This is a genomic window from Streptomyces sp. NBC_00490, assembly GCF_036013645.1.
Taxonomy (GTDB): Bacteria; Actinomycetota; Actinomycetes; order Streptomycetales; family Streptomycetaceae; genus Streptomyces; species Streptomyces canus_F.
Map to the genome: position 1 here is coordinate 9,450,616 of NZ_CP107869.1, position 22,781 is coordinate 9,473,396.

Sequence of the window (22,781 nt, forward strand, 5' to 3'; positions counted from 1 at the left end):
GCTCCGAGGTGAGGACAAGCACGAGAGGGGCATCTCGTCACCGCGGCCGGCCCTCAGGAGCGCTCGCGTCCCACCGCGGGACGCGGTGCGACGGCAGGGCTATGAGCTCAGTGGTTCAGGGGGCTGACGGCGTGACCGAAAGCCCCCACCGTGTCTGACTCAGGACTCGACATGGCCCGCACGCTACTCGACCGATGCCGGTCAGGGCACCTCGGTTTCAGCGGAAGCGGACCCAGTCGCACGCGGCAGGATCTGGACGGTGTCGCCGACGGCTCGCTCGCCGGTCGCGTCCGACGGCACGTTGACCAGGGCTCCGTCGACGGCCATCGCGCTGGAGCCGCCGCCGTCGAGGTTGAGGGCCTGGACGGCGCCTAGGGTGCGCATGAACCGCGCGGCCTCGGCGAGTGTGAAACCTTCGCTGACGCCGGGCTGCCGTCCGTCGACGGTCACCAGCAGCAGCCTGCCCTGCCGGTCGACGCCGGCCAGCGTGCGGGGCTGGCGGACGTTGGACCAGGCGAACCCGAAGGAGAGGTCGAGCGGGTCCAGCGTGCCCTCGGTAGCGGCGTCGATGTGGATGCGGCCGTTCTCGACGAGGGTGGGTGCCGCGCTGACGACGTCGTCGTCGGGACCGAGGCGCAACTGCCGTCCCGCGGCGTCCCGCACGAGCTCGCGCAGGTGCAGCCGTCGGCCCACCTCGGCGTTCTCGGTCAGCCAGGCGGCCGCTGCCCCGGTGCCCTGGAGGACGGAGCCCTCGGCGGGCACGGAACCGCCCCGGTCGCCACGGGAGACGACGACATCGTGCTCGTCCAACACGACCTGGACACCGGCGCCCGTGGGCAGCGGCGCCCCGAACGACTCGGTGAACTTCACCAGGTCGTCCGGCAGGGAACACGTGAGGTCCTGCCGGGGCAGTTCGGTGGGTACGGCGCCGGGACGGCCGCAGTTGCGCACCTTGCCCGGCACCCGATTGATGCCCTGCACCGCGTGGACGGCGGAACCGGCGCGCACGGTGACGGTGGTGGACAGATCCGCGACACGCACGTGCCGACCTCCGTCCTCGAGAACCAGCGCGGCGCGCGAGCCGACCGCCATCGACTGCAACTCGCCGTCCACCACCGACAGTCCGGCGGTCGTGCCCTGTACGCCGTCTGCATCGGAAGTGACGAAGAATCCGCCGTTGACACCCACCAGGGACCCCAGCCGAGCGGCCACTGCCGAGGTCTTCTCGCGGTCGGCCGTATTGCCGCCGTCACTGACCTCGACGGTGCCCCGCAGCCGGCCCGGATCGATCACGGCCACGTGGATGCGCTCCGCGTCGGCGCGCTGCCGCCCGTCGTACCCCGTCCACTCCACGGACGTACGGAAACCAGCCGCCGACACCGCCGAGTTGAGCGTACGGGCCTCGGCCTGGGTGCCGTACTGACCGACCCTGACCTGCCACCCCATCGTGCCGCGCGGGGTGTCCGCATACGCGTCCCAGGTCACCCGCTCCAGGCGCGGCGCGAATCCGTCCGCCCGCAACTTCTCGGCGGTGGTGTCGGCCCAGGACCGGTCACCGAGCGGCGCCCATGTGGCCGCCCCGGTCAGGCGGTTGACCGCGGGCGCCTGAACCGTGACCGTCCAGACGCCGACGGCCTCCGGGGCGCTCAACACCCCGGTACGGACCTCGACTCCGGGCGCCACGTACTGCGTGGTCCACGAGATGGCACCATCGCCGACCGAACTGTCCCGCTCGCTTGCGGCCGCCGGTGGAGCGAACGCGATCAGGGCGAGCGCGGTCCCCAGCGCGAAGCTGCGTACGGTCCTGTGTTGTCCACGGTGTGCTGTGCGTCCGGGTGTCTCGGCAATCACAGACATACCTCTCCTGACCTCTGGCCCGTGCGGTGGGCGACGGCACCTGGGCACCGCACCCGTCATCACAGTTCCGCGCGAAGGCCGTTGCGTGAAGACGCGGGCATGAGCAGGGAAAGCCTCGCTGATATCCGGGAGACCGAGAAGGACCGGATCGAGACGTCTCGCGTGCCTCGAGACAGGCCCCGGACGCAGGGTGTCGAGGGGTCACCTGTGGCGTCTCGGAGACGGTGCGGGCAGGGTGGGCGCCATGAAAGAAGCTTCCGACCCCGGTCCTGCCGATGTGGGTCAGACATGGCCGACCGGTGCATTGCCGCCCGGCAGCCGGGTCACGGTGGTTCGCGCCTCGGACTGGGACGGCCCCTGGCAGGCCGAGTTTCCCGGAACGATCGACACCACCTGCGCGCCCGAGCCCAACGAACATGCCCAGGCGCTCAGTGGCGAGTTGCTGTACTGGGTCACCTTCGACACCCCGCAGTACGACAGCGACGGAGACGGCCCCTACCGCAAGGCCCAGATCTGGGGCCGGTATCTGAGGACCGGGCCCGCTGCCGACGCGTAGGGACTTCCCAGCCGCTGACAACCACTGCGTAGGCGACCGCTGCTCGAAGGCATGAGAGCCGATGGAGCCTCGGTCGCGGAGTGCATGGGCAGAGCCTGCTCAGGCTGCGAGAGGCCGGCCTTTCCGTACCATTTTGAACAATCCCGCACCGTGGAATGCGGCAGAACGAAGCTCTTGAGACATTTTTCCAACCAGCTTGGTGTGGTTCGCCGTTGTTGCTCTCTGGTGATCGTCCTTTCCGCGGTGTAGCGTCACTGTCAGCTGTCGTGGTTCGCAGTACCTGCCCGCGCTTAGGCGCGGGCGCTTTGCTGTGCAGTACCGGACCAGGGCGAGCACCTTCAGGACCGCGAGGTGCGGTTCTGACGTCTATTGAGAGGTACCAGCATGGCCAGCGGAACCGTCAAGTGGTTCAACGCGGAGAAGGGCTTCGGCTTCATCGCCCAGGACGGCGGCGGACCGGACGTCTTCGCTCACTACTCCAACATCAACGCCTCCGGCTTCCGTGAGCTCCAGGAAGGCCAGGCGGTGACCTTCGACATCACCCAGGGCCAGAAGGGCCCGCAGGCGGAGAACATCACCCCCGCCTAGTTCTGAAGGCAGCGTTTCGGGCCCGCGAGTCGAACTCGCGGGCCCGAACCGTTTCACGGCTGCCGGGGTTCAGCGCACCGGGAAGCCGAAGGAGTAGCCCTGGGTCTTGAGCCAGGGCAGGACCCGGCGCAGCGCCTCGACGGTCTGGGAGCGGTCGCCGCCCGCGTCGTGGAAGAGGAGCGTCGGTCCGTTGGGCAGCTCCCGCTGGACGGTGGCGACGATGGCGTCGGCGCCCGGCCGTTCGAAGTCCTTGGTGTCCACGTTCCAGCCCAGCGGGCGCATGCCCCGGGAGGCGGCGAGCTTGCGGCTGTAGGGCGTGAACGCGCCACCGGGAGCCCGGTAGTACATCGGCCGTACGCCCCCGGACGCCTCGGTGATCATCCGTTGGGCGTCGAGGATCTGCTGCGACTGGTACGCCTGGGGCTTGGTGTCCATGGCGGTGTCGTGCGCCACCGAGTGGTCGCACAGCCGGTGCCCGGCCGCGACCACCTGCTTCACGAGGTCCGGGTGGGCCTGCGCCTGGGTACCGACCATGCAGAAGGTGGCCTTCACCCCGTACTCCCGCAGTACGTCGAGCATCTGGGGCGTCCACACGGGGTCGGGACCGTCGTCGATGGTGATGTTGACGCCGCGCGCGCCCTTGTCCGAGGCATGCGCGATGGTCACCGACACGGGCTTGGCACTGCCCGGCGTGGCGGAACTCTCCGCCCGCGGCGACGAGCCGTCCACGGCGCCGGCTTGCGCCGACCACGCCGAGGCACCGGCGGCCAGCACCGTCACACCGAGAGCGGCCCCGACGACCTTGCCGTACCAGCCCCGCCCGCCGCCGTGCTGCGCCATGTCCGCCCCGCCTTCCAACAGTTCCTCGCTGATCCCGCGTCGCCATGCGACACCAAGCAGGACGATGGCCGGCGCCCCCGGGATGCGTCTGTTACCGATCAAGGACAATTCCGGGGGAGTTCACGGACAACACGGCGAGCAGCAGCCGGAACCAGACGCAGGGAGACGTCACATCGCGGCACCTCTCACGACGTGGATCAGAGAGCCGCCCAGGGGCAGACCATGGCAGGCCGTCACCTCGAAGCCCGCTTCCGCCGGCAGCCGCTCGTAGTGTTCCTCGGTCCGCTTCCTGCCGCCCACGTCGCACAACATATGGAAGTCCCAGGCCACCGCAAGCGACGGCACCCCCTCGTCCTGGGGCAACACCCGCTCCACGACCAGCAGTTCGGTTCCGGCCCGCATCGCCCGCGCGCACCGCCGGAGAAACCCTCCAGATGCCCGTGTGTCCGCAGGACTCGCGTGAGCAGGGCGCCGTTTCCGCCGCCGACGTCGACGACGCGCCGCGCACCGGAGAAGTCCACCAGTGCCGGAACCGGCATGAACATCTCCGCGCGCGGCCATCGCCCGGTTGCCCGTGCGCACCGGGCGCGAGGCCTTGGCCCACCGGTACGGGCAGGAGTACGTCAGTCCGGCGAAGGAGTCGTAGAACGGGCCGCCGTAGAGCTGGGCCAGCGGCCGCAGCGAGAACTCGGTTGTGGTGCGCGGGGGTTGGGAGTGGTGCTGGTGTTGCGGTGCATGGATGATTCCCTGCGCCGATGGATTGGCGGTCACAGAAGGGTTCGTAGCGGACATTCGGTCGGCTTGCTCTCGGCCGAGTCAGCAGTGGCGCAGGCCGTGCCGGACACCTGGAACTGATCGACTCCCGGGGGCGTCCTGGCGTGTATGGCACAGGGTGGGAGCACGATGGGCGAGGAGCCGACCTGGGCGGAGCTTCTGCTGAACTTCGCTCTGATAGCCGCCGTCCCCATGGTCATCGGAGGGGCGTTGATCGTTTCCCTCGTCGGGCTGACGGTGTGGGGGACAGCACCGCTGCGGCGACGCAGACGTTCACGCGCCGCCGACCGCTGAGCGGTTTCGTATCGAGGGTCCGCTCCGCAATGCTCGTAGTTCGTACGACGTTCAACGCCCGACCAACCACACCGCCGTCAGCGGCTCTTGCGCACCCGGGCCGCCGCGCGGGCTTCCGCGGCCTTGCGGGCATCGGCGGCTTTGCGGGACTCCTTCGCGGGGCGGCCCGTACGGTCGCCGATGCCGCGGAAGGGGATGTTGCCGGTGGTGGACTTCGTCGCCGTCGGCGGGCGCTTCGCACCGGTGATGGCGGTCAGTTGCGCCTCGCCGGAGCGCACCTGGGTGACCGTCGGCCGGATCCCGGCCTCGGACATCATCCGGTTCACATCACGTCGTTGGTTGGGTGTGACCAGGGTGACCACGGTCCCGGACTCGCCGGCGCGTGCCGTACGCCCGCCGCGGTGCAGGTAGTCCTTGCCGTCGGCGGGCGGATCGACGTTGACGACGAGGTCGAGCGTGTCGATGTGAATGCCTCGCGCGGCGACATTGGTGGCCACCAGGACGGTGATCTCGCCGCTCCTGAACTGGCTCAGGGTGTGCATGCGCTGAGGCTGCGACTTTCCGCTGTGCAGGGCCCCGGCCCGTACGCCGCTGGCCCGGAGATGACGGGTGAACTGGTCCACTGCGGCCTTGGTGTCCAGGAACATCAGGACCCGGCCGTCCCGCGCGGCGATCTCGGTCGCGGTCGCGTACTTGTCGGCGGGGTGGATGTTGAGCTGGTGGTGTTCCATCGTGGTGACCGAGGCCGCCGCCGGGTCGACGGATGCGAGGACCGGGTCGTGGAGGTAGTCGCGCACCAGCTGGTCGACGTTGCGGTCGAGTGTGGCGGAGAAGAGCAGGCGCTGCCCGTCGGTGGGCATCTGGTCCAGGATTTCCGTGACCTGCGGCAGGAAGCCCAGGTCGCACATCTGGTCCGCCTCGTCCAGCACGGTGATCCGCACATGATTCAGGAGGCAGTCCCGGCGTGACACGAGGTCGGCCAGTCGCCCCGGCGTCGCGACGACCACCTCGGCTCCGTCCCGCAGAGCGGCCTGCTGCCGGTTGATCGACAGCCCGCCGACCGCCGTCGTCAGTCGCACCTTGAGGGTCTGCGCGTACGGCGTCAGCGCGTCGCTCACCTGTTGCGCGAGTTCCCGGGTCGGCACCAGGACCAGCGCGAGCGGGCGCTTCGACTCAGCTCGCAGGCCCGCGGTTCGGACGAGGAGCGCCAGCCCGAAGGCCAGCGTCTTGCCGGAGCCGGTTTGTGCCCGGCCGAGGACATCGCGGCCGGCCAGCGCGTTGGGCAAAGTGGCTGCCTGGATCGGGAACGGTTCCGTCACCCCGAGACCCGTCATCGCCTTCCTCAGCTCCGACGGCAGCTCGAGTGCCTCGAAGGACGCGGCCGCGGGCAGGCCCGGCGACACCGTCTTCGGCGTCGAAAGGTCGCCCTGCACCCCTGTCGCCCGCTGCGGTGTACCAGCACGGGAACGTCCACGGGTCGACGGCTTCGCGTTCATGAGGGGAACCTTCCTGAAGTGGCGCCCCGGAACGGTCCGGGGCCCGTACCCCTTGGCACGGGCCCCGGCGATGTCGAAGCGTGCCCCCATTTTACCAGCGGACGTCCAGCGGCCCGCTGGTCCGGGCCCCGGGCATCACGGCGGTCGCTTTCAGCGGCGAGGGGGAACAAGTGTTCGTTTAATCTGTTCGCCGATGTGGCACTCAGCCGTGGCCTGTGTGGGGGCGCACGGGACGTGGCATCGGCTGACGCCAGTCGCCCAGCGCCGTGAGGAGGAACTGGCGGGCGAGAAGACGTATCTCGCCCCACGCCGGATCCGCAGCTGTCAGGGCGTCGGTCCAGAGGCCGGTGCGGGAGGCGGCATCGATCTCGCCGAGGCGACGGCCGACGGCGCGAAGATCGCGCAGCTCCTGGGGTTCGAAGACTCCGCGCTCTGCCAGCCCTTCGGCGACGCGGCAGAAGAGCTCCAACTCTTCGACGATGGACTCCGTCTCCAGCTCACGCTCGCCCAGCCAGGAAAGCTGATCGTGGGCGTCGGCTGCGACGAGAGTCATCAACCGCACCGTCAAAGTGCGTAGGTGCGCGTCACCGAGATCGTTCATACCGGCAGGATCGCACCCGGCTTCCGCCGGACCGTGTTCGAGGGCGAGGGCGAGGGCGCCTCACTGATCATCGAGGGATGCCTGTCGGGCAAGGAACTCCTCGAACGCCGCCTTCTGCTTCGGATCCATGAACCCTTGGCGGACGTTACGGACCTTCTCCTGGAGCCAATGCGCCTCGTCGGGGTCCAGAAGCTCGGCGACCACCACGCCCTTACGGGCAACCGCCGTACGCCCGCCCACGCGACGACGAAAAAGAGTGAACGCACCGAACTCCGCCGGGTGGGCCAGCTCCGGCTCCTCCGCCACAGCCTGGTCCGCTTCCCCAGCGCCGCTCGGCGTGTACGCCGTAGGGGCCCAGTGCTCCCAGAGCGCCAGCTTGGCCGCGGGCACCAGCACCACGCGTTCCGCCTTTTCGTGCCCCTCCCACATGAACGTGACGGTGATGGGTTCATCGACAGCCTCGGCCAACCCGAGCACCCGCTCCACCTCGTCGTTGATCGGGTAACCCACCACTACGTCGATCTCAATGCCCATGATTCGCAGGCTACTTGCCGCCTCTGACATGTCGGTACGACGGCACCTGGTACAGGCCCGGCTCCGGCAGCGCGCCCTGTATTTGGGGGCGGCGCCGCGGCTGGACGGGGGAGGCCGGCCGCGGCTCCAGGTGTCGGTCAGTTGAGGAAGTCGGCGATGAGCGTGGCGAATTCGTCTGGGCTGGCCAGGCGGATGCCGAGGTCTTCGGCTTTGGCTCGCTTGGAGCCGGCGCCGTCTCCGGCGACGACCAGGGAGGTCTTCTTGGAGACGCTGGAGGAGGCACGGCCGCCGGCGCGTTCGATGAGCTCGTTCATCTCGTTGCGGGAGAGCTTCTCCAGCGCGCCGGTCATGGATCCGGTGACCACGACGGCCATCCCGGCCAGCGGCAACTCAGCTCCTTCGACCTCGCCGTCGGCCCCAGCGCTGTTCTCGTCCACCGGGACGGGCGGGGTGGCGCCCGGTTCGGTCATGTTCACCCCGGCCGCGGCGAGCTTGTCGATGAGCGGGGCGAGCTCGGCGAGTTCGGCGACGATGGAGGGGGCTTTCTCGGTGCCGATACCGTCGACCCGCTGCATCGCTTCGGCGTCGGCGGCCCGGATGTTGTCCATGGTGGCGAAGTAGCGGGCGATACGGCGGGACATGGACCGGCCGGTGCCGCGTACCCCGAGCGCGCAGAGCACTCGCGACAGCGGCTGGCTCTTGGCCGTGGTCAGCGCGGCAAGGAGGTTGTCGGTGCTCGTGTCGCCCATCCGTTCAAGGGCCAGGAGTTGGTCTCGGGTGAGGGTGAACAGGTCGGCGAGGTCGGCGACCAGGCCGGCGTCGACGAGCTGGACGACGCGGGTGTGGCCGAGGCCTTCGATGTCGAGCTGGTCGCGGCCGGCGGCGTAGGACAGGGATGCGACGAGGTGGCAGTTGCGGCCGTTCTCGCAGCGCCAGCGCTGTTCGCTGGTGTCGATGGCGGAGCCGCAGCGCGGACAGACCTCGGGGAAGACGATCGGCTGTTCGTCGCCGGTGCGCAGGTGGGCGACGGGGGCTTCGATGCGGGGGATGACGTCGCCGGCGCGGTAGACCATGACGTGGTCGCCCAGGCGCAGGTCGCGGCGGGTGATGTCGGCGGGGTTGTGCAGGGTGGCGTAGGTGATGGTGGAGCCGTCGATCTCCACCGGTTCCAGGACCGCGCGGGGCGCGATGATGCCGGTGCGGCCCACGTTCCACTCGACTTCGAGCAGCCGGGTGACCTTCTCCACGGCGGGGAGCTTGTAGGCGATCGCCCAGCGCGGGGCGCGCGTCCCGGATCCGGCGGTCCGCTGGTCGATGGCCAGGTCGGCCTTGATGACGACCCCGTCGATCCCGAAGGGCAGCTCCGCCCGGAGTGCCGCGATCTCCTGCACGCGCGCCAGGACCTCCTCGACGGTGTCGGCGGTGCTGCCGGGCACGGCGGTCGTCGCGGTGGTGTTCACGCCAAGCCCGCCGGCCTGTGCCATCAGGTCGCTGTGGGCGCTCTCGCCGAGCTGTTCCGCCAAGGCCGGCGGGGTGTCGGGCAGGGGGAGCAGACCGTAGCCGAAGAAGGTCATCGGCACGGTGTAGGCACGCTCCTTGGCACGCAGAGTGCCCGCCGCGGCATTGCGCGGATTGGCGAACGGCTGCCCGCCGTGCGCGGTGCGCACCTCGTTGGCGTGCTCGAACTGCGCCGTGGTCATGAGGACCTCGCCGCGCACCTCCACGGTGACCGGCTCGGACAGCTCCTCCGGGAGCCCCTCGATGGTGCCGATCGCGTGCGAGACGTCCTCCCCGGCGGTCCCGTCCCCGCGCGTGATCAGCTGTCTCAGACGGCCGTGGGTGTAGCGAGCGGCGATCGCCAGCCCGTCGAGCTTCGGCTCGACGCTGAAGCAGGTGACGTCATGGCCGATGCGCCGGGCCAGCGAGGCCGTCCAGGTGGTGAACTCCTCCGGCGAGAACACGTTGTCCAGACTCAGCATCGCCACCGTGTGCGGTACATCCCCCTCCACGGCCCCGCCGGCGACCTTCCCCGTCGGAGAGTCGGACAGCACCTCATCGGGATGCTCCGCCTCCCACGCCGCGATACCGCGCACCAGCCGGTCGTAGGTGTCGTCGTCCAGGGCTGAGGTGCCGCCCTCGTAGTAGGCGGCCGCGGCCTTCACCGCATCCTCGACCGCCTGCGCGTAGGCGGCGGCATCCACGATCTGTGCAACGGGTGTCGTCATACCCATCATCCTGCCTGCCACCACTGACAATGCCCTCGCGACCCGGCTCCGGGTGGAAGATCATCGGGGTCGGTGAGCGGACGGCGGGACGGCGGTCACGCCGGCCGGCACCACGCTGCGCCGAACGATCACGAGGCGATGCGGCCTGGGGTGCCAGCGCGCCGCCACCTTCCGGAGGGCCGCACCTGGAGGCGGCGAGGCTTTGCCTCAACTGGCGGCTGTCGAGGGCCCATGAGCAGTCTTTGATCGGCTGGTACACCTTCACGCTGTACGTCGGCGAGGTCAGCGGCGACCTGAGCCGGGCTGGCCAGGCCTGCACCTCGGCAGTTGAAGGCGCCTGCGAAGCTGATGACGCATGCGCCGCGATATCCAGTGTCGGCACCGGCTGATCTGTTGCGAAACTTCGCGTCATGACCTCACCCGAGCTGAGCGAGTTGGACTATCTCCGGGAGATCGAGCGCCTCGCCAATCGCGTCAGAGTGGAGGCATCCGACGAAGGATGGCTTTCGTTCCAGGCAGACCCGGCAGAGTCCACACCGCTGCAGCGCAGCGTGAACGCGCTCGCTCGGACACTGCGCAGTTACCACTTCGAGGGCGATGGCTGTACGGAGGAGGACCGGCCCCTGGTCCGACTCGTCGGAGCCTCGGTGCTGAAGCCCGGGGTCCTGCCGGCAGGGGTGGAGGAGGAGTACGACGAGGTGTGCGCTCGGATCGGTGTGGAGCCGAGGCCTGAGGGCTGGGCCCTGTGGAACACCTGGAGCGACGGCGGGGAGTCGAAGGTGACCATGGTGGTGTCCGCCGTCGAGACGACAGAGGGACTGCTGGAGAACTGGTCACGAGGACGGGCGATCGATCCGGTCTCCCCTCTGCCGTCCCAGATCGTCCTCGTCCGCCACGGCTGGAGAGGACCCATCACGTTCTCACCACGGGGCGTCCGCCGGACGGGCCTGTCCGGGCACCCACTGTCATAGATCACTGCACCCCGTCCCGCCAGGTCCAGCAGGGGCAATCAGATGGCGCGTGTGCGCGTCGGCATGCGGAGCATCGCCCAAGAGACTGTCACCGCTTGACGCGGCCACGGGCGGCAAGAGCCGCCAAGCCGAGCAAGGCGGGCTCGACAAGACGGGACAGCATCTCGGCGTACGTTCCAACGGTGGTGAGGTCCTGGCTCGATGACCGGAACACCGCCGAGTTGATCACCACGCGCATGGACTTCTCGAATCGCTGAGACGTCAGACGCCGGCCGAGAGGCCCGTCGGGAGCGACGGGATCGGTCGTGCTGTTCGTCATCAAGATGTTTTGGCCTACCAGCCGACCCCTGCTCTCGGATGGCGCCACCTCCTTCGGCACACCCCACAGCATCATCACGAGCACAGTCGCGGCCATGGACCCGAGCAGCCAGCCAAAAGCGCGAGAAGCACGTAGGCCATAGCCCGAAACCGCCCAGTAGACGGAAAGCAGCGAACGCTCGGCGCGGGGCCGTTTGGTGTCGTGTCGCCGCATTTCCATCTCACCGTAGTAAAAGTCGCTGGCGTCAGGCTCGTTCTTGCTGTCTTCGAAGGCCTTGCGAAGCTGCCGGTACGCGGCGGCCAACCCTGCGGGTCCTACAACTTCCACGCCGGTCGGCGCCGCTGTCCACGCATTCCAGCCCTGGGCGGCTCGCCAGTGCTGCTCTTCGGCCAGCGTTCGCCGTGTGGTCCAACGCACAGGCAAAAGGCCGCGTCGACGCAAGCCCGCGGGCGGCAGCGCGAGAAGGTATTCGCCCTCCAGACGTAGTTGGTCCAGATGCACGGCATCGGACAGCAAGCAGGGCGTCATGTCAACGTCTTGGAGCACTAGATGGGCTGCGTCCACACCTTGCAGGGAAGCGATGCGCACTCCAGAGTCGCCGCCATCCAAGGGCCCCTCTTCCAGAACTTCTTCAGGCCCCTCGACCCCGGTCCGCTCGGTAAATGGAGTCGCCCGGATCGTGATGATCAAGGGATAGGCGAGGACCGCATCGCTGAGGTCCACGGTGGCGTACCGCAATCGCAGGCTTGCTCTTGCGGCCCATTCTGTCCGTATGCACCACAGCCTTCTCGTAGCCGCCTCGATGACGACCGGAGCGGCGAATATCGCTGCTGACAGATCCACTGCCTCTTCGCACACCAAGGGACCCAGCCGCGACGCGCTCTCAAACCTCGCTCCGTCAAACCAGGCGCAGCCGACGAATCGGGCGCCCTGAAAGTCGACACTTCCCGAGAACTGCACGCCGTCGAACGCAGCGTTGCCGAAGTGAGTGTGCCGGAACCTGACATGTCCAGAAAAGCGTGCGCCATCAAATCGAACGTCGTCAGTGAACCGTGCTTCGCCAAACCACGCGCTCTTCTCGAACACCGCTCCGCGGAACTGGGCCCCACAAAAGCGCGCCCGTTCAAACGAAGCGTCTCCTTTCAATTCTGATCCCACGAACCGCGCGGTCCCCAGGAAGACGGCCTGCTCAAAGCCAACCTCGTTCCCGAAGCACACACCGTTGAAGTCGGCGTCGCCGAAGAACCGCGCTTCTTCGAAACGGGCTGTACCGACGAGGGCTTGCCGGGTGTCGGGATCCCGCACGGCATCAAGGAGCGCGCCGAGGAGGCTCTCGGTGATCGAGGTGCCTCGGTGATCGAGATCGCTCCCGGGACCCAACTGTGCCAGGTAGGAGCCAAGCTGACTGTCGGCCAGGTGTTCCAGGCATGCGTCGTACGGATCGACGCGGCGTCCCCGGCAACCGGCAGCGGCGTCCGTCGAGTTGGAGCGGTGTCGGCAGTACGGCCAGGGCGGCGCGGTCACGGGAAGCTGATGTGTCACATCAGAAGGGGACGGCCGGGGGCGGGCCAGAGTTCCGGGCATTCCTCGACGGGGGCGTCCGGTCCAGGGGACTTCTGGCGTCGCCCGGGCCTACGGCCACGCACATGATCCCCCGGCGACCAATAGCGAGAGGCCAACGGCATTGACGGCAACGAGTTCGGACGGCTACCGCACGCGACAGCTCATCGCGACAGTGACACGAAGCTGTCGGCCAGTCTCTCGGGGCACCCGCATCTTCTGAGCGCTGACCTGCTGTGAGGACCACGCGGTCCGATGACTAGTAGACGCCTATCCGGCTGTCGTCGAGGACATCAGAGGCCGCCGCCCGGAGGCCTTTCACGGCCTGGTACAGCAGGTCTTCCCGCTCGGCGGCGAGCGCGGTGTTCGCGGTCTTGCGGGAGTCATCCCCGGCGTGGGCGTCACGCACCATGCGTCGGATGACATCGGCGAGGTCGTCGGCCGCGTGGACCACACGGTAGAGCGCTTCCACCACCGACGGCGGACCTTCGAGGATGACGAACTCGGCAGCCCGGTGGACGCCGCGGACCTGGGTGGCGAAGCGCTCCATCTTCTCGTCGACGTCCCGCAGGTCCGGCCGGGCTGCCGACAGCGCGTCGCGCACGGCATCCAGGGCGACATCACGGTCGTAGACAGCGCCCAGATAGTTCGCGTAGGCGTCCCGGCGGTGCTGGCGGCGCCACTGATCGAACTGCGACCGCGCCGCCGCGCGTCCTGTGACCATCGCGGAGCCGAGGGTGGCGAGTGAACCCACGGCGGCGCCGAGCAGTGCGGTGAGTCCAGCGTCCATGGAGTCATTCTGCCTGCGGCAGGGCCGGCGTCATTCCTCGCGATGCTGAGCGAACACCTGCTGCTGCTCGTCCCGCCAGCTCCAGTTGGCCGGCCGGGAGAACGGCAGGGTTCGGGCCAGGCCGGAGAACTGCTCAGACGGCTCCTGGCTGGCCTTGTTCACCACGATCGCCGAGAGCATGGGTGCGCGTCCGTCGGCGTTGCGGTGGAGACAGACGTCCTTGAGCAAGTACGTCATGATTCCGCGGTGAGGCGGGATGGAGTCGAAGCCTTGTGTCGCCAACTCCGCGCTCAGTTCCCCATATGTGGTGGTCTGGCCTTGCCGGGCGTGGTTCCGCAGGATCGCCACGGCTGCTTCGATCGCTGCCGGATACTCCGGGTCTTTGGTCCTCATCGCGCTTCCCCCAATGCGTGGACAGTGCCCAGCCTGCGCATCGTATCGGCCGGACACCGGCCCCCGTACCGATAGCAGGCAAGACAGCAACTCTCCTGAACTCAGCCGAGCACCTGTGCCAGCCGACCATCCCCTGAGCAAGCCCAAGTTGCCCTTAACTTCCCAAGCTGAGAGTCAGGCACCTCTACATGGCACCCGCTCCCGGGCAACGTCAGCACACCCACGGAGCCGGATCACTAGGCTCGCCCCCGTGAGCCAAGACGCCCGCCTCATCGCGAACCACCGAGTCCACGTCGTACCCGTCGTCCTGGCTCTGGCCAACCCCCCTTGGCAGCGGGACGTATGGCTCGCCCCTTCTACGTTTGAGAACCTGGACCACGTCTTCCACACGCTGTTCGACGACTTCTGCGACGCGGACGAGCCCGAGCGGTACCTCGGCGTCAGTCTGAGGACAGAGGAAGAGGTCGCTCTCATGCGTGAGTTGGGTGTCGCGCTCAACGCCGTTGGAGAAGAGGCGCCCGGCGATACCGACGAGGAGTATCTCCGGGCGCCCTCCTGGCCGGACGTGGTCGCCGTCGCAGGTCGCCTCGCTCAGGTCATGGTCGCGAATGACCTCCAGGAACTCGCCGCTCTGCATAACGCCGAGCCCAGCACCTGTCCTTGAAAAGGGGCCCAGGAGTGAGTGTCCAATCACGTGACAGCGCCCACGCGCACCGGCGGACAAGTACGGCGGTGGCCCTACGCGGCACCCGACGTCAACCCCGACCCCAGCCCCAACCCCAAACCGCATCAGTCGGCATCAGCAGGACGATCCGGTCCCGTGCTGCATCGCCTCATCGCCGCATCAGCGATGCCTCACCGGGCGCCCCAGCCGTCTCCGATCAACCGGCCACCCGTCCAAGAAGACCAGTTTCTAGCCGCCCGAGCCGTTCGCGCTGACCCGTGCTTCCGCCGCGCTCGTGGCAGCACTGCCCGCGTAGGCGATATTCGGCCGAGGCGCCGGTGACATGTCGGCTCCGAGGAAGTAGTCGACGTGGTGGGACTGCATGTAGCCCTTGAAGGTCATGGCGTTGCGGTAGGCGGGGTTGTGGGCTGGGGTGTAGAGGCGGGTGGTGGTCGGTTGGTTCGTGGTGAAGATGATCAGTTCGTTGTAGGAGGCGTTGGTGTAGACGGCCTCCTCGCGCCAGTCGCCGAGGATGTCACCGACGAGGGTGGGGCCGCCCTGGGCGGCTGTGACGGCGCCGTAGTTCCAGGTGCTGACCAGGCGGGGGAGGCTGCCGGTCGACGTCGGGTTGAGCGGGTTCCATTTTTCGATCTTGCCGTCGTTGAGGAGCTCCGTGGTGAGGTCGCCGTCCCACCACAGGCCCAGTTGCGGCCAGGGCCGTAGTGAGGTGTTCGGTTCGGTGAGCTGGTTGGAGGGGGCGTTGTACAGGCCCGAGAAGGACCAGACCTCCATGCCGGGGAAGCGTGCGTCGACGTCGGCGGCCATGCCGCGCCCGACATCGGCGGGACCGCCGTTGTGCTTCCAGATGATGGAGCCGGTCGAGGCGTCGTAGTAGTACTCGAGGAGGCCGCTGGGGTTGTCCTGCTGGACGCCGTAGCCCTCGAGGCCCGGGCGGCCGGGGTCCATGTCGGCGATGTGGAATCGGTCGCCGTGAATGATGCCCTGGGGGCCCATGGTGTAGCGCAGGGTGCCGTCGCCGTTGAGGACGAACCCGATCTCGGCGACCTCGTCCGTCCCGTCGCCGTTGACGTCGAGGGCGCGGGAGTTGTGTCCGTCGGGTGCGTTCTGGCTGCCGCGCAGCCACGTCCATTCCTGCCTGAGCGCGCTGCCGGTGAATTTCCAGGCGGCCATCATCAGGTTGAACGCGCCGTCGTCGCGCCGGTTCTTCATGTAGGCGACCAGACTCGGCGTGGTGCCGTTGAGGTACGCCACGCCCAGACGCGCCCCCATCGGGCCGTCGCTCAGGTAAGTGGTCGGTACGGCGGCCCAGTTGCGCAGTGCTCCGGTCCGGCCGTCGAGTATGGCCATGAACTGCCGGGCGTCGTCCGCGTGCGTCCAGGTCGCTCCGTCGCCGAACCTGACACCGTCGGCGATCTTGAGGGCGACCTCCGCTCGGCCGTCGCTGTCGAAGTCGTAGACCGTGACGCCGTCCCAGTGGCCTACGTCGATCGCGGACGACCCCGGTTCGATGTTGTCCTGGTTCTGGCTGTTCGGCCCCATGTCGACGTCCCAGAGGAAGTCGCCGTCGCTGCTGTACGCCTCGAGCTTCTGGGGCGAGGTCTGCCGGTCCACCAGGTAGTCGTACTCGCCGTCGCCGTCGAGGTCGCCGACCCAGACGAACTTCACCGGACCGCCGGAGCGCAGCGGCACGCGGACCACGGGTTCCGTCGCGTGATTGGCCGTCAATGTGAAGGCCCCGCTGGGCGCCTGCTCCTGACCGCCCACGACCGCGGCCACGCGATAGCTGTTGGACCGCGTCAAGTCGGCCGTCGAGTCCGTGTAGTTGGTCCCGCCCGTCAGGACGGCGGCATTGACCTTGGCGTACGCGCCGCCACCGGTGGACCGGTACACATTGAAGCCGATGCCCTGCGGGTCCAGGCCCAGCAGCCGCCAGGAGACCAGGACCTGGCTGCTGCCGGAGCGCACCGCCACGACCCCGCGTCCGAGGTTCTCCATCACGCGCGCGGCCTGGATCGTCACGTCCCCGGCCGCGGCCGGGTTGGGCGAGGCGACGCTTCCCGGGGCGGCGGCCAGGGTGGCGCAGACGGCCAGGACCGCTGAGACGGTGACGGGGAGCCGGTGGGCGGCTCGCCACCGATGCGTTAACTGCACGACGGTCTCCTTGGGTTGCTCGCGTTGCCGTTTGTGGCGCGGTGCATCGGACCTGGCTCGGCTGCGCTCGTGACCGCTCGTCGGCGTGACCTTCGCGTCGGTCGATCGCCAACGGGCCGTCCGGAGTTGAAGCGTTTACACGGTGGCGATGGAAGCATCGTGATGCGTACGCGTCAAGGTAAAGTGCATGGTTACGGTCCATAGAGTTCAGGGCGGTCGTCTCCTCCTGATCGTCTGCTCGCCCTGTAAGTGAAAACGCTTGCAACTCCGCACGGAAAGCAGGAAGTAGGACCCCGTCCGACGAACCGTGCTCGTGACTCCAGAAGCCCCGCGACACGGACGTCCTCCAGAGGGAACCGTGATGGCCGAATGCCGTCTGTTCCCGGTGGGTGAACGCCAATACCGTGTGCGACCGTCGCGTACTGGGGGGTCTCGTGAACGGTCTCCGCACAGTCATCGTCTGCCTTGTGATCGCGTGCGCCACGGTCGTGTCACCGGCCACGGCCGCGCCGCCCGCCGCCGCTGCGAAACCGAGCTGGTCGGCGCTGCCGGTGCCGGCGGCGGCCCCGCCGGTGACCGTGTCCGATCTCGCCGCCCGCGGGCCGGGCGAGGCATGGGCCACCGGGTACGAGCACGCCGCCGACGGGCTGCGGCCGATGCTGTACCGCTGGGACGGCACGGCATGGAACCGGGACACCACCTTCCCCGGCGCCGACGAGCTGGGCTGGCTCGGCAAGGTGCAGTTCGTCGGCGAGGAGGTGTGGATCTTCCACAACCGCGCGGGGGCGGGGGAGATCCTGCGCCGGTCGGCGACGGGATGGAGTGCCGTACCACTGCCGCGGACCCTGTGGACCTACCAGGACTTCACCGCCGTACCGGGTGCCGCGTGGGTCGTCGGCGAAGACGACACCGGGCTGAAGGTGTTGCACTACGACGGCTCCCGCTGGACCACGCAGTCCACCCCGGACGGCGTGATCTACCTGATGGGCGTCACCGCGCGTACGGCCACCGACGCCTGGGCCTGGGCGGACACCAACACCGGGACCACCGTGCTGCGTTGGGACGGCACGGTGTGGCGGGACGCCGAGGTACCGCTGCCGCCGAACAGCAACGTGCACACGATCCTGCTCGAACCGTCCGGCCGGGCCACGATCGGCGGCAGCCAGTACATCGACGGCGTGCCCCGCACCTACCTGATGACCTTCAACGGGCATACCTGGCGCACCACTTACCCCTCGCTGGGCGACACGTACACCGAGGGCATGACGCGCGGACCGGACGGCGCCCTGTGGCTGCCGGTGCGCAGCGACCGGGCGTTCCAGTCGAAGTACGCACGGGTGGACGGCAGCCGCACCACCTTCTCCTATGGTCCGGAGCGCACGAACGCGATCGACGTCAAGCCGCGTGAACTGACGAGGGCCGGGTCCTCACTGCTGTCCTTCGGGACCGTCGAGATCTACGGCTCCAAACCGAACCTGATGAGCGAGCGGCTGGGAGGCTGACCATGGCACGCAGACTTCTCGTCGCGGCCCTCGCCGTCGCCCTGACCATCATCACCTTCATGACCACGGCCGCGGCGGAGACCCAGTCCTGGCAGCACTTTTCCGTCCCGGCGCAGGTACGCCCACAGGCCGGACTCAACGAGGCCGTGGCGCTCGGGCCGGACCGGGCCTGGGTGGTCGGAGCCGACGCCGTGGGCCGCGAGGCGCCGGGCTTCCCGCTGGTGCTGCGCTGGGACGGAACCACCTGGCAGCGCCAGAATCTGCCCGGGATCGGCTGGCAGGGAGAACTGCTGTCCGTCGCCGCGACCTCACCCACCACCGTCTGGGCGGTCGGCCGCGACTCGGCGGGCGGCGCGCACCTGCTGCGCTACGACGGCACTGCCTGGCGCGAGACCCGTTCGCCGAGCGGGGTCCAGCTGACCCGAGTCGTCTCCGGTGGCGGCGAGACCTGGCTGATCGGCTCACGGGACGGAGCCCAGGTACTGCTGCGCTGGGACGGCCGCGGCTGGCGGGACGTGCCGGCGCCGTCGGGGGCCGTGTACGGCCTGCACATCCTGGCGGCCGACAACGTCTGGGCCGCGGGCGAGACCGTCTCGGGCGCGGCGGTGTCGCACTGGGACGGGCAGACGTGGGAGCAGACCGTCGTGGACGGGTTCCCGCGCTCGGCCGTGGGCAGCGTGCTGGCGGTCTCGCCCACGGAGGTGTGGGCGGGTGGCACGGCCGGGTTCGTCGGAGGTCCGGTGGGCCGGCCGATCCCGCCGCTGCTCGTCCGCTTCGACGGACACGAGTGGACCCACGTGACCGTGCCCACCGACTTCGGCGGCATCACGTCACTGGCGCCCACCACGTCCGGCGAGCTGGGCTGGGTCGCGGTGGCCCGCTCACAGAAGTGGGGCCCGCCGGGCAGCACTCCACCGTTGGTCCCCGGACCGGACTTCCTCGCCTGGAACGGGCAGTCGTTCACCGAGTACAGCGAACCGGCGGTGGCCGGGGAGGGAGACTCCAGGACGCTACGGCTGGCACCGGTGCCGGGCACGTCGACGGTGTGGTCGGTCGGCCGCGCCGACGGGCCCGAGGGCACCTTCGCCCCGCGCATCCTGCGGTTCGGCTGAAAGACCAGCAGGGCCCTGTCCGAAGGCCGTTGGGCACGGTGATCGCACAGCACCGGACCGACGGCTCGGGGGCCGTCGAACGATGTCGGTGGCTCCAACTAAGCTCCCGCCCATGAACGAGGCAGACGGAGGTCCCGGCAGACGAGTTGTCGACGGGCGCTTCGAGTTGGAGGGCCGCCTCGGCGGCGGCGGGATGGGCATGGTCTGGCAGGCCAGAGACCTGGTCCTGCACAGGCTGGTGGCGATCAAGGAGGTCCGCCCGCCGGACCGCGATCTCGCCGAGTACGACCCCGAGGCCGCACGCATGCTGCGTGAGCGCGTGCTGCGCGAAGCCAGGGCCCTGGCCCGGATCGACCACCCCAACGTCGTCACCATCCACCACATCGTCGACGGCGGCGAGGGCACCTACCCGTGGATCGTGATGGAGCTGGTCAGCGGCGGCTCGCTCGCCGACCGGCTCGCCCAGGGGCCGATGCCCCCGGCCGAGGCGGCACGGATCGGCCGCGGGGTACTGGCCGCACTGACCGCCGCGCACGACGCCGGAATCCAGCACCGGGACGTCAAGCCCGCCAATGTGCTGCTACGGCCGGACGGGCGCCCCGTCCTCACCGACTTCGGCATCGCCGCGATCCGCGAGACGACCAGCCTCACCGCCACCGGTTCCATCATCGGCACACCCGACTTCATGGCGCCGGAACGCATCTCGGGCCACGAGGGCGGACCCGCTTCCGACCTGTGGTCCCTGGCGATGATGCTCTACAACGCGGTGGAGGGCCACCACCCGCTGCGCCGGGGCAGCACCCTGGCCACCCTCGCCGCCGTCCTCCACGACGACGTGCCCCCACCGGTACGCGCCGGCCTTCTCGGCGACGTCCTGATGAGCGTGCTGGTACGGGACCCCGCAGCGCGCGCATCCGCCGCTGTCCTGGACCGCAGACTCGCCGTGATCGAGTCGGAGCCGACGACCGGCCCGACGCCCCCACGCGACGAACCCACCTCGTACCCCCTGGCGGCACCGTCCACGCCCACGGACCCTTGGTACCCCGGCGCACCTGCGACTCCCGCAGCATTCGGCCCTCCATCGGCCAACCCGATCCCAGGGCCGACAGGACCGACAGCACCCCAATCGGTGACCGCCCCTACCCGAGCGCCACGCCGACGCACCCTGGGCCGCCCCCTGCTGCTGAGCCTGTCGGGAACCTCGCTCGTCGGTGCCGTAGCCCTGCTGTGGTGGCTGCTGCCCCTGGACGACGGCTCCGCCGACCTGAACACGGGAGGCCCCTCGGCGTCCACGTCGTCCTCGGCACCCACGTCCGTCTCGACACCGACGTCGGGCTCGCCCTCCGCCGGCTCGGATCCGCAGGAGACCGCGACGGGGAGCATGCTCACCCCCGCCAACATCCGCACCGCCATCAAGGCGTTGGAGAAGGAGAGCGGCCGGAAGAGGTTCGGCAGCTTCTCCGTGTACGACGACTACGTGCTGGCCCAGATGATGGTCAACGGCAGTGACACCGCGTACGAGTCGTACGACTACCGTCCGGGCACGGGCGCGAAGAAGGGCATCATAGACAGCACCCTGCCGAGTGGCTACAAGCCTTTCGCTGCCGAAGACTTCAACTGGGACAGGATCCCCGCTCTCTTGGCAGAGGCGGAGAAGAAGCTGAACGTCAAGGATGTCGAGACCCGTTATGTGCTGGTGAGCCAGCCCAACGCTTTCAACCCTTCGTTCGGACTGTCGGTCTACCTCTCGGACAAGTACGGCCGTAGCGGTTTCCTGCGGACCGACACCGAGGGCAAGGTGACGGACGTGAACCCGGCGGAGGACTGACCGTTTCGCGCGGTCGTCCGTGTCTGTCGGCCGTCGGGCATCCGGTATGCTTGATCTTGAGCTGGTCGCCAGAACTCCTGGTGTCCGGTCGCGCGTTGGTGGTCCAAGGAAAGACGCCCCGCTTCCTGCGGGGAGATGCAGGTGCAAGGCCTGCCCGGCGCTCAGAAGCAGAGCCTGTCCCGTCGTACATGCGGGACAGGCTCTGTGTGTTTCCGGCCATCGGGCCACCTCGAGCCGCGCGGCTTTCCCGTGACGCCACACATCTCGTGCGCGGCTGTGGCACTGTGGAGATGCTGGCCCGTCGCTCTCCCCCGTAGCGGCGGGCCAGACCTGTGTGCGGCTGTCGGACCAGCGGTGCCCCTGTGGCCTCTTGTCGGGCGGCCGAGCCGTGGTGTCGGGCGGTTGTCGGGGGCTGTTGGTGCGATGTCGGTCGCTTGTCGGCAGGCGTTGGGATCTTTCGGGAGGAGGCCGGCCGGAGACCACCGGGCGGCCCGATCCCCAAGGAGCCACCATGCGCACACCCGTCACGATCATCGGCGCCGGACTCGGCGGACTCACGCTGGCCCGCGTCCTGCACGTCCACGGCATCCCGGTCTCGGTCTACGAGGCGGAGCCCTCCCCGTCGGCCCGTACGCAGGGCGGGATGCTCGACATCCACGACTACAACGGGCAACTCGCCCTGGAGGCGGCCGGTCTGATGGACGAGTTCCGGGCCATCATCCTGGAGGGACGCCAGGCGATGCGCGTGCTCGACCGGGACGGGACCGTTCTGTTCGAGGAGGGCGACGACGGCACCGGCGGACGCCCCGAGGTGCAGCGCAGCGCACTGCGGCAGATCCTGCTCGACTCGCTCCCGGCCGGCACCGTCCGGTGGGGGCACAAGGCCAGCGGTACCCGTGCCCTCGGCGAGGGACGCTACGAGGTGTCGTTCGCCGACGGCACCAGCGTCGTCACCAGTCTGCTGGTCGGCGCGGACGGGGCGTGGTCGCGGGTGAGGCCCCTGCTCTCCAGTGCCACACCCGAGTACGTCGGGACGTCGTTCGTCGAGACCTATCTGTTCGACGCCGACACCCGGCACCCCGCCTGCGCGAAAGCGGTCGGTGGTGGTTCGATGATGGCGCCTTCGCCGGGCAAGGAGATCTTCGGCCATCGGGAAAGCGGCGACACTCTGCACACCTATGTGGCGCTGAGCAGGTCGCAGGAGTGGTTTGCCGGCATCGACTTCACCGATGCCACCGCGGCCGCCGCACGGATCGCCCAGGAGTTCGGCGGCTGGGCGCCCGAGCTGACCGCGCTGATCACCGACGGCGACACCGCACCGGTCGTGCGCCCCCACTACACCCTGCCGGCCGAGCACCGGTGGGACCGCGTGCCGGGGGTGACCCTCCTCGGCGACGCCGCCCACCTCGCGGCCCCGAACGGCGAAGGAGCCAACCTGGCCATGCTCGACGGCGCCGAACTCGGCAAGGCAATCGCCGCGCACCCCGACGACATCGAGGCCGCGCTCAGCGAGTACGAACAGGCCATGTTCGTACGGAGCGCCGAGGTGGCCATGTTCGAAGGAGCCGAACTCCACCACATCGACTCCGAGAACAACACGGCCCAGGGACTGATCGCCGCGTTCACCCAGCACCAGAACCAGCACCAGCAGACCCCGTGAGCCGCCTGCCGAGGTCGCCACGGTGACTGTCCCCTGCCCAAGTGC

21 protein-coding genes are annotated in these 22,781 nt (G+C 69.0%); 10 read left to right on the top strand and 11 right to left on the bottom strand.

Annotated features, from left to right (window positions below):
- Positions 1-201 precede the first annotated feature (201 nt).
- Positions 202-1,857, bottom strand: a complete 1,656-nt coding sequence (locus OG381_RS43135; protein ID WP_327721429.1) for a phosphodiester glycosidase family protein — start codon at positions 1,855-1,857, stop codon at positions 202-204.
- 244 nt (positions 1,858-2,101) lie between these two features.
- Between OG381_RS43135 and OG381_RS43140 the strand changes: the two genes are divergently transcribed.
- Together OG381_RS43140 and OG381_RS43145 are read left to right on the top strand one after the other, a co-directional pair.
- Positions 2,102-2,413, top strand: a complete 312-nt coding sequence (locus OG381_RS43140; protein ID WP_327721430.1) for a ferrous iron transport protein A — start codon at positions 2,102-2,104, stop codon at positions 2,411-2,413.
- A 384-nt stretch (positions 2,414-2,797) separates the two neighbouring features.
- Entirely contained in the window at positions 2,798-3,001 is a 204-nt protein-coding gene (locus tag OG381_RS43145; RefSeq protein WP_037751662.1) for a cold-shock protein, read from the top strand.
- 69 nt (positions 3,002-3,070) lie between these two features.
- Here OG381_RS43145 and OG381_RS43150 read toward each other — a convergent pair whose 3' ends face one another.
- Both OG381_RS43150 and OG381_RS49725 read right to left on the bottom strand, forming a co-directional pair.
- Positions 3,071-3,841, bottom strand: a complete 771-nt coding sequence (locus OG381_RS43150) for a polysaccharide deacetylase family protein (protein ID WP_327721431.1) — start codon at positions 3,839-3,841, stop codon at positions 3,071-3,073.
- Positions 3,842-4,009: 168 nt separating this feature from the next.
- Complete coding sequence (locus OG381_RS49725; protein WP_443061985.1) at positions 4,010-4,243, bottom strand: methyltransferase; 234 nt, start codon at positions 4,241-4,243, stop codon at positions 4,010-4,012.
- A 501-nt stretch (positions 4,244-4,744) separates the two neighbouring features.
- Between OG381_RS49725 and OG381_RS43160 the strand changes: the two genes are divergently transcribed.
- Positions 4,745-4,909 (top strand): hypothetical protein, encoded by a 165-nt coding sequence (locus tag OG381_RS43160; protein ID WP_327721433.1) that lies wholly within the window; start codon positions 4,745-4,747, stop codon positions 4,907-4,909.
- A gap of 77 nt (positions 4,910-4,986) precedes the next feature.
- On the opposite strand, the gene OG381_RS43165 is transcribed toward OG381_RS43160, so the two are convergent.
- From OG381_RS43165 to ligA, 4 genes are all read right to left on the bottom strand, one after another.
- On the bottom strand, positions 4,987-6,405 hold the full coding sequence (locus OG381_RS43165) for a DEAD/DEAH box helicase (protein WP_327721434.1): 1,419 nt from the start codon (positions 6,403-6,405) through the stop codon (positions 4,987-4,989).
- A gap of 202 nt (positions 6,406-6,607) precedes the next feature.
- Entirely contained in the window at positions 6,608-6,958 is a 351-nt protein-coding gene (locus tag OG381_RS43170; protein ID WP_327721435.1) for a hypothetical protein, read from the bottom strand.
- A gap of 108 nt (positions 6,959-7,066) precedes the next feature.
- Complete coding sequence (locus OG381_RS43175) at positions 7,067-7,540, bottom strand: hypothetical protein (RefSeq protein ID WP_327721437.1); 474 nt, start codon at positions 7,538-7,540, stop codon at positions 7,067-7,069.
- A gap of 137 nt (positions 7,541-7,677) precedes the next feature.
- A complete protein-coding gene (gene ligA / locus OG381_RS43180; RefSeq protein ID WP_327721439.1) occupies positions 7,678-9,765 on the bottom strand; it encodes an NAD-dependent DNA ligase LigA in 2,088 nt (695 codons plus the stop codon).
- A gap of 242 nt (positions 9,766-10,007) precedes the next feature.
- Here ligA and OG381_RS43185 point away from each other — a divergent pair, with 242 nt between their 5' ends.
- Together OG381_RS43185 and OG381_RS43190 are read left to right on the top strand one after the other, a co-directional pair.
- Complete coding sequence (locus OG381_RS43185; RefSeq protein WP_327721440.1) at positions 10,008-10,154, top strand: hypothetical protein; 147 nt, start codon at positions 10,008-10,010, stop codon at positions 10,152-10,154.
- 21 nt (positions 10,155-10,175) lie between these two features.
- Positions 10,176-10,736, top strand: a complete 561-nt coding sequence (locus tag OG381_RS43190) for a hypothetical protein (RefSeq protein ID WP_327721441.1) — start codon at positions 10,176-10,178, stop codon at positions 10,734-10,736.
- An 88-nt stretch (positions 10,737-10,824) separates the two neighbouring features.
- Here the strand turns inward: OG381_RS43190 and OG381_RS43195 are convergent, their stop codons facing one another.
- The 3 genes from OG381_RS43195 to OG381_RS43205 form a co-directional block, all read right to left on the bottom strand.
- Complete coding sequence (locus OG381_RS43195; RefSeq protein WP_327721442.1) at positions 10,825-12,579, bottom strand: pentapeptide repeat-containing protein; 1,755 nt, start codon at positions 12,577-12,579, stop codon at positions 10,825-10,827.
- Positions 12,580-12,874: 295 nt separating this feature from the next.
- Positions 12,875-13,405 (bottom strand): proline dehydrogenase, encoded by a 531-nt coding sequence (locus tag OG381_RS43200; protein WP_327721443.1) that lies wholly within the window; start codon positions 13,403-13,405, stop codon positions 12,875-12,877.
- 30 nt (positions 13,406-13,435) lie between these two features.
- On the bottom strand, positions 13,436-13,798 hold the full coding sequence (locus OG381_RS43205; protein ID WP_327721445.1) for a hypothetical protein: 363 nt from the start codon (positions 13,796-13,798) through the stop codon (positions 13,436-13,438).
- Between the two features lie 250 nt (positions 13,799-14,048).
- On the opposite strand from OG381_RS43205, the gene OG381_RS43210 reads away from it, so the two are divergent.
- Complete coding sequence (locus OG381_RS43210; protein WP_327721446.1) at positions 14,049-14,462, top strand: SCO4402 family protein; 414 nt, start codon at positions 14,049-14,051, stop codon at positions 14,460-14,462.
- A 249-nt stretch (positions 14,463-14,711) separates the two neighbouring features.
- On the opposite strand, the gene OG381_RS43215 is transcribed toward OG381_RS43210, so the two are convergent.
- The gene (locus OG381_RS43215) at positions 14,712-16,634 is read right to left on the bottom strand and encodes a rhamnogalacturonan lyase family protein (RefSeq protein ID WP_327721448.1); all 1,923 of its coding nucleotides are present in this window, start codon (positions 16,632-16,634) and stop codon (positions 14,712-14,714) included.
- A gap of 434 nt (positions 16,635-17,068) precedes the next feature.
- Here OG381_RS43215 and OG381_RS43220 point away from each other — a divergent pair, with 434 nt between their 5' ends.
- The 4 genes from OG381_RS43220 to OG381_RS43235 all read left to right on the top strand — a co-directional run bounded on the left by OG381_RS43220 (position 17,069) and on the right by OG381_RS43235 (position 22,736).
- Positions 17,069-18,136, top strand: coding sequence for a hypothetical protein (locus OG381_RS43220; RefSeq protein ID WP_327721449.1), 1,068 nt, complete (start codon positions 17,069-17,071; stop codon positions 18,134-18,136).
- A gap of 2 nt (positions 18,137-18,138) precedes the next feature.
- Positions 18,139-19,248 (top strand): hypothetical protein, encoded by a 1,110-nt coding sequence (locus OG381_RS43225; RefSeq protein WP_327721450.1) that lies wholly within the window; start codon positions 18,139-18,141, stop codon positions 19,246-19,248.
- Between the two features lie 112 nt (positions 19,249-19,360).
- Positions 19,361-21,076 carry a serine/threonine-protein kinase gene (locus OG381_RS43230; protein WP_327721451.1) on the top strand — a complete coding sequence of 572 codons (1,716 nt, stop codon included), beginning with the start codon at positions 19,361-19,363 and terminating at the stop codon, positions 21,074-21,076.
- 511 nt (positions 21,077-21,587) lie between these two features.
- Positions 21,588-22,736: an FAD-dependent oxidoreductase gene (locus tag OG381_RS43235; RefSeq protein WP_327721452.1), complete on the top strand. Its 1,149-nt coding sequence runs from the start codon at positions 21,588-21,590 to the stop codon at positions 22,734-22,736.
- The last annotated feature ends 45 nt before the right edge of the window (positions 22,737-22,781 follow it).

Bases quoted from the DNA above. Each gene is read 5' to 3' on its own strand.
- ligA (WP_327721439.1), bottom strand. From the start codon at position 9,765: ATGACGACACCCGTTGCACAGATCGTGGATGCCGCCGCCTACGCGCAG.
- OG381_RS43190 (WP_327721441.1), top strand. From the start codon at position 10,176: ATGACCTCACCCGAGCTGAGCGAGTTGGACTATCTCCGGGAGATCGAG.
- OG381_RS43150 (WP_327721431.1), bottom strand. From the start codon at position 3,841: ATGGCGCAGCACGGCGGCGGGCGGGGCTGGTACGGCAAGGTCGTCGGG.
- OG381_RS43200 (WP_327721443.1), bottom strand. From the start codon at position 13,405: ATGGACGCTGGACTCACCGCACTGCTCGGCGCCGCCGTGGGTTCACTC.
- OG381_RS43230 (WP_327721451.1), top strand. From the start codon at position 19,361: ATGAACGAGGCAGACGGAGGTCCCGGCAGACGAGTTGTCGACGGGCGC.
- OG381_RS43140 (WP_327721430.1), top strand. From the start codon at position 2,102: ATGAAAGAAGCTTCCGACCCCGGTCCTGCCGATGTGGGTCAGACATGG.
- OG381_RS43170 (WP_327721435.1), bottom strand. From the start codon at position 6,958: ATGACTCTCGTCGCAGCCGACGCCCACGATCAGCTTTCCTGGCTGGGC.
- OG381_RS43175 (WP_327721437.1), bottom strand. From the start codon at position 7,540: ATGGGCATTGAGATCGACGTAGTGGTGGGTTACCCGATCAACGACGAG.
- OG381_RS43225 (WP_327721450.1), top strand. From the start codon at position 18,139: ATGGCACGCAGACTTCTCGTCGCGGCCCTCGCCGTCGCCCTGACCATC.
- OG381_RS43235 (WP_327721452.1), top strand. From the start codon at position 21,588: ATGCGCACACCCGTCACGATCATCGGCGCCGGACTCGGCGGACTCACG.
- OG381_RS43160 (WP_327721433.1), top strand. From the start codon at position 4,745: ATGGGCGAGGAGCCGACCTGGGCGGAGCTTCTGCTGAACTTCGCTCTG.
- OG381_RS43205 (WP_327721445.1), bottom strand. From the start codon at position 13,798: ATGAGGACCAAAGACCCGGAGTATCCGGCAGCGATCGAAGCAGCCGTG.
- OG381_RS43165 (WP_327721434.1), bottom strand. From the start codon at position 6,405: ATGAACGCGAAGCCGTCGACCCGTGGACGTTCCCGTGCTGGTACACCG.
- OG381_RS49725 (WP_443061985.1), bottom strand. From the start codon at position 4,243: ATGCGGGCCGGAACCGAACTGCTGGTCGTGGAGCGGGTGTTGCCCCAG.
- OG381_RS43135 (WP_327721429.1), bottom strand. From the start codon at position 1,857: ATGTCTGTGATTGCCGAGACACCCGGACGCACAGCACACCGTGGACAA.
- OG381_RS43145 (WP_037751662.1), top strand. From the start codon at position 2,798: ATGGCCAGCGGAACCGTCAAGTGGTTCAACGCGGAGAAGGGCTTCGGC.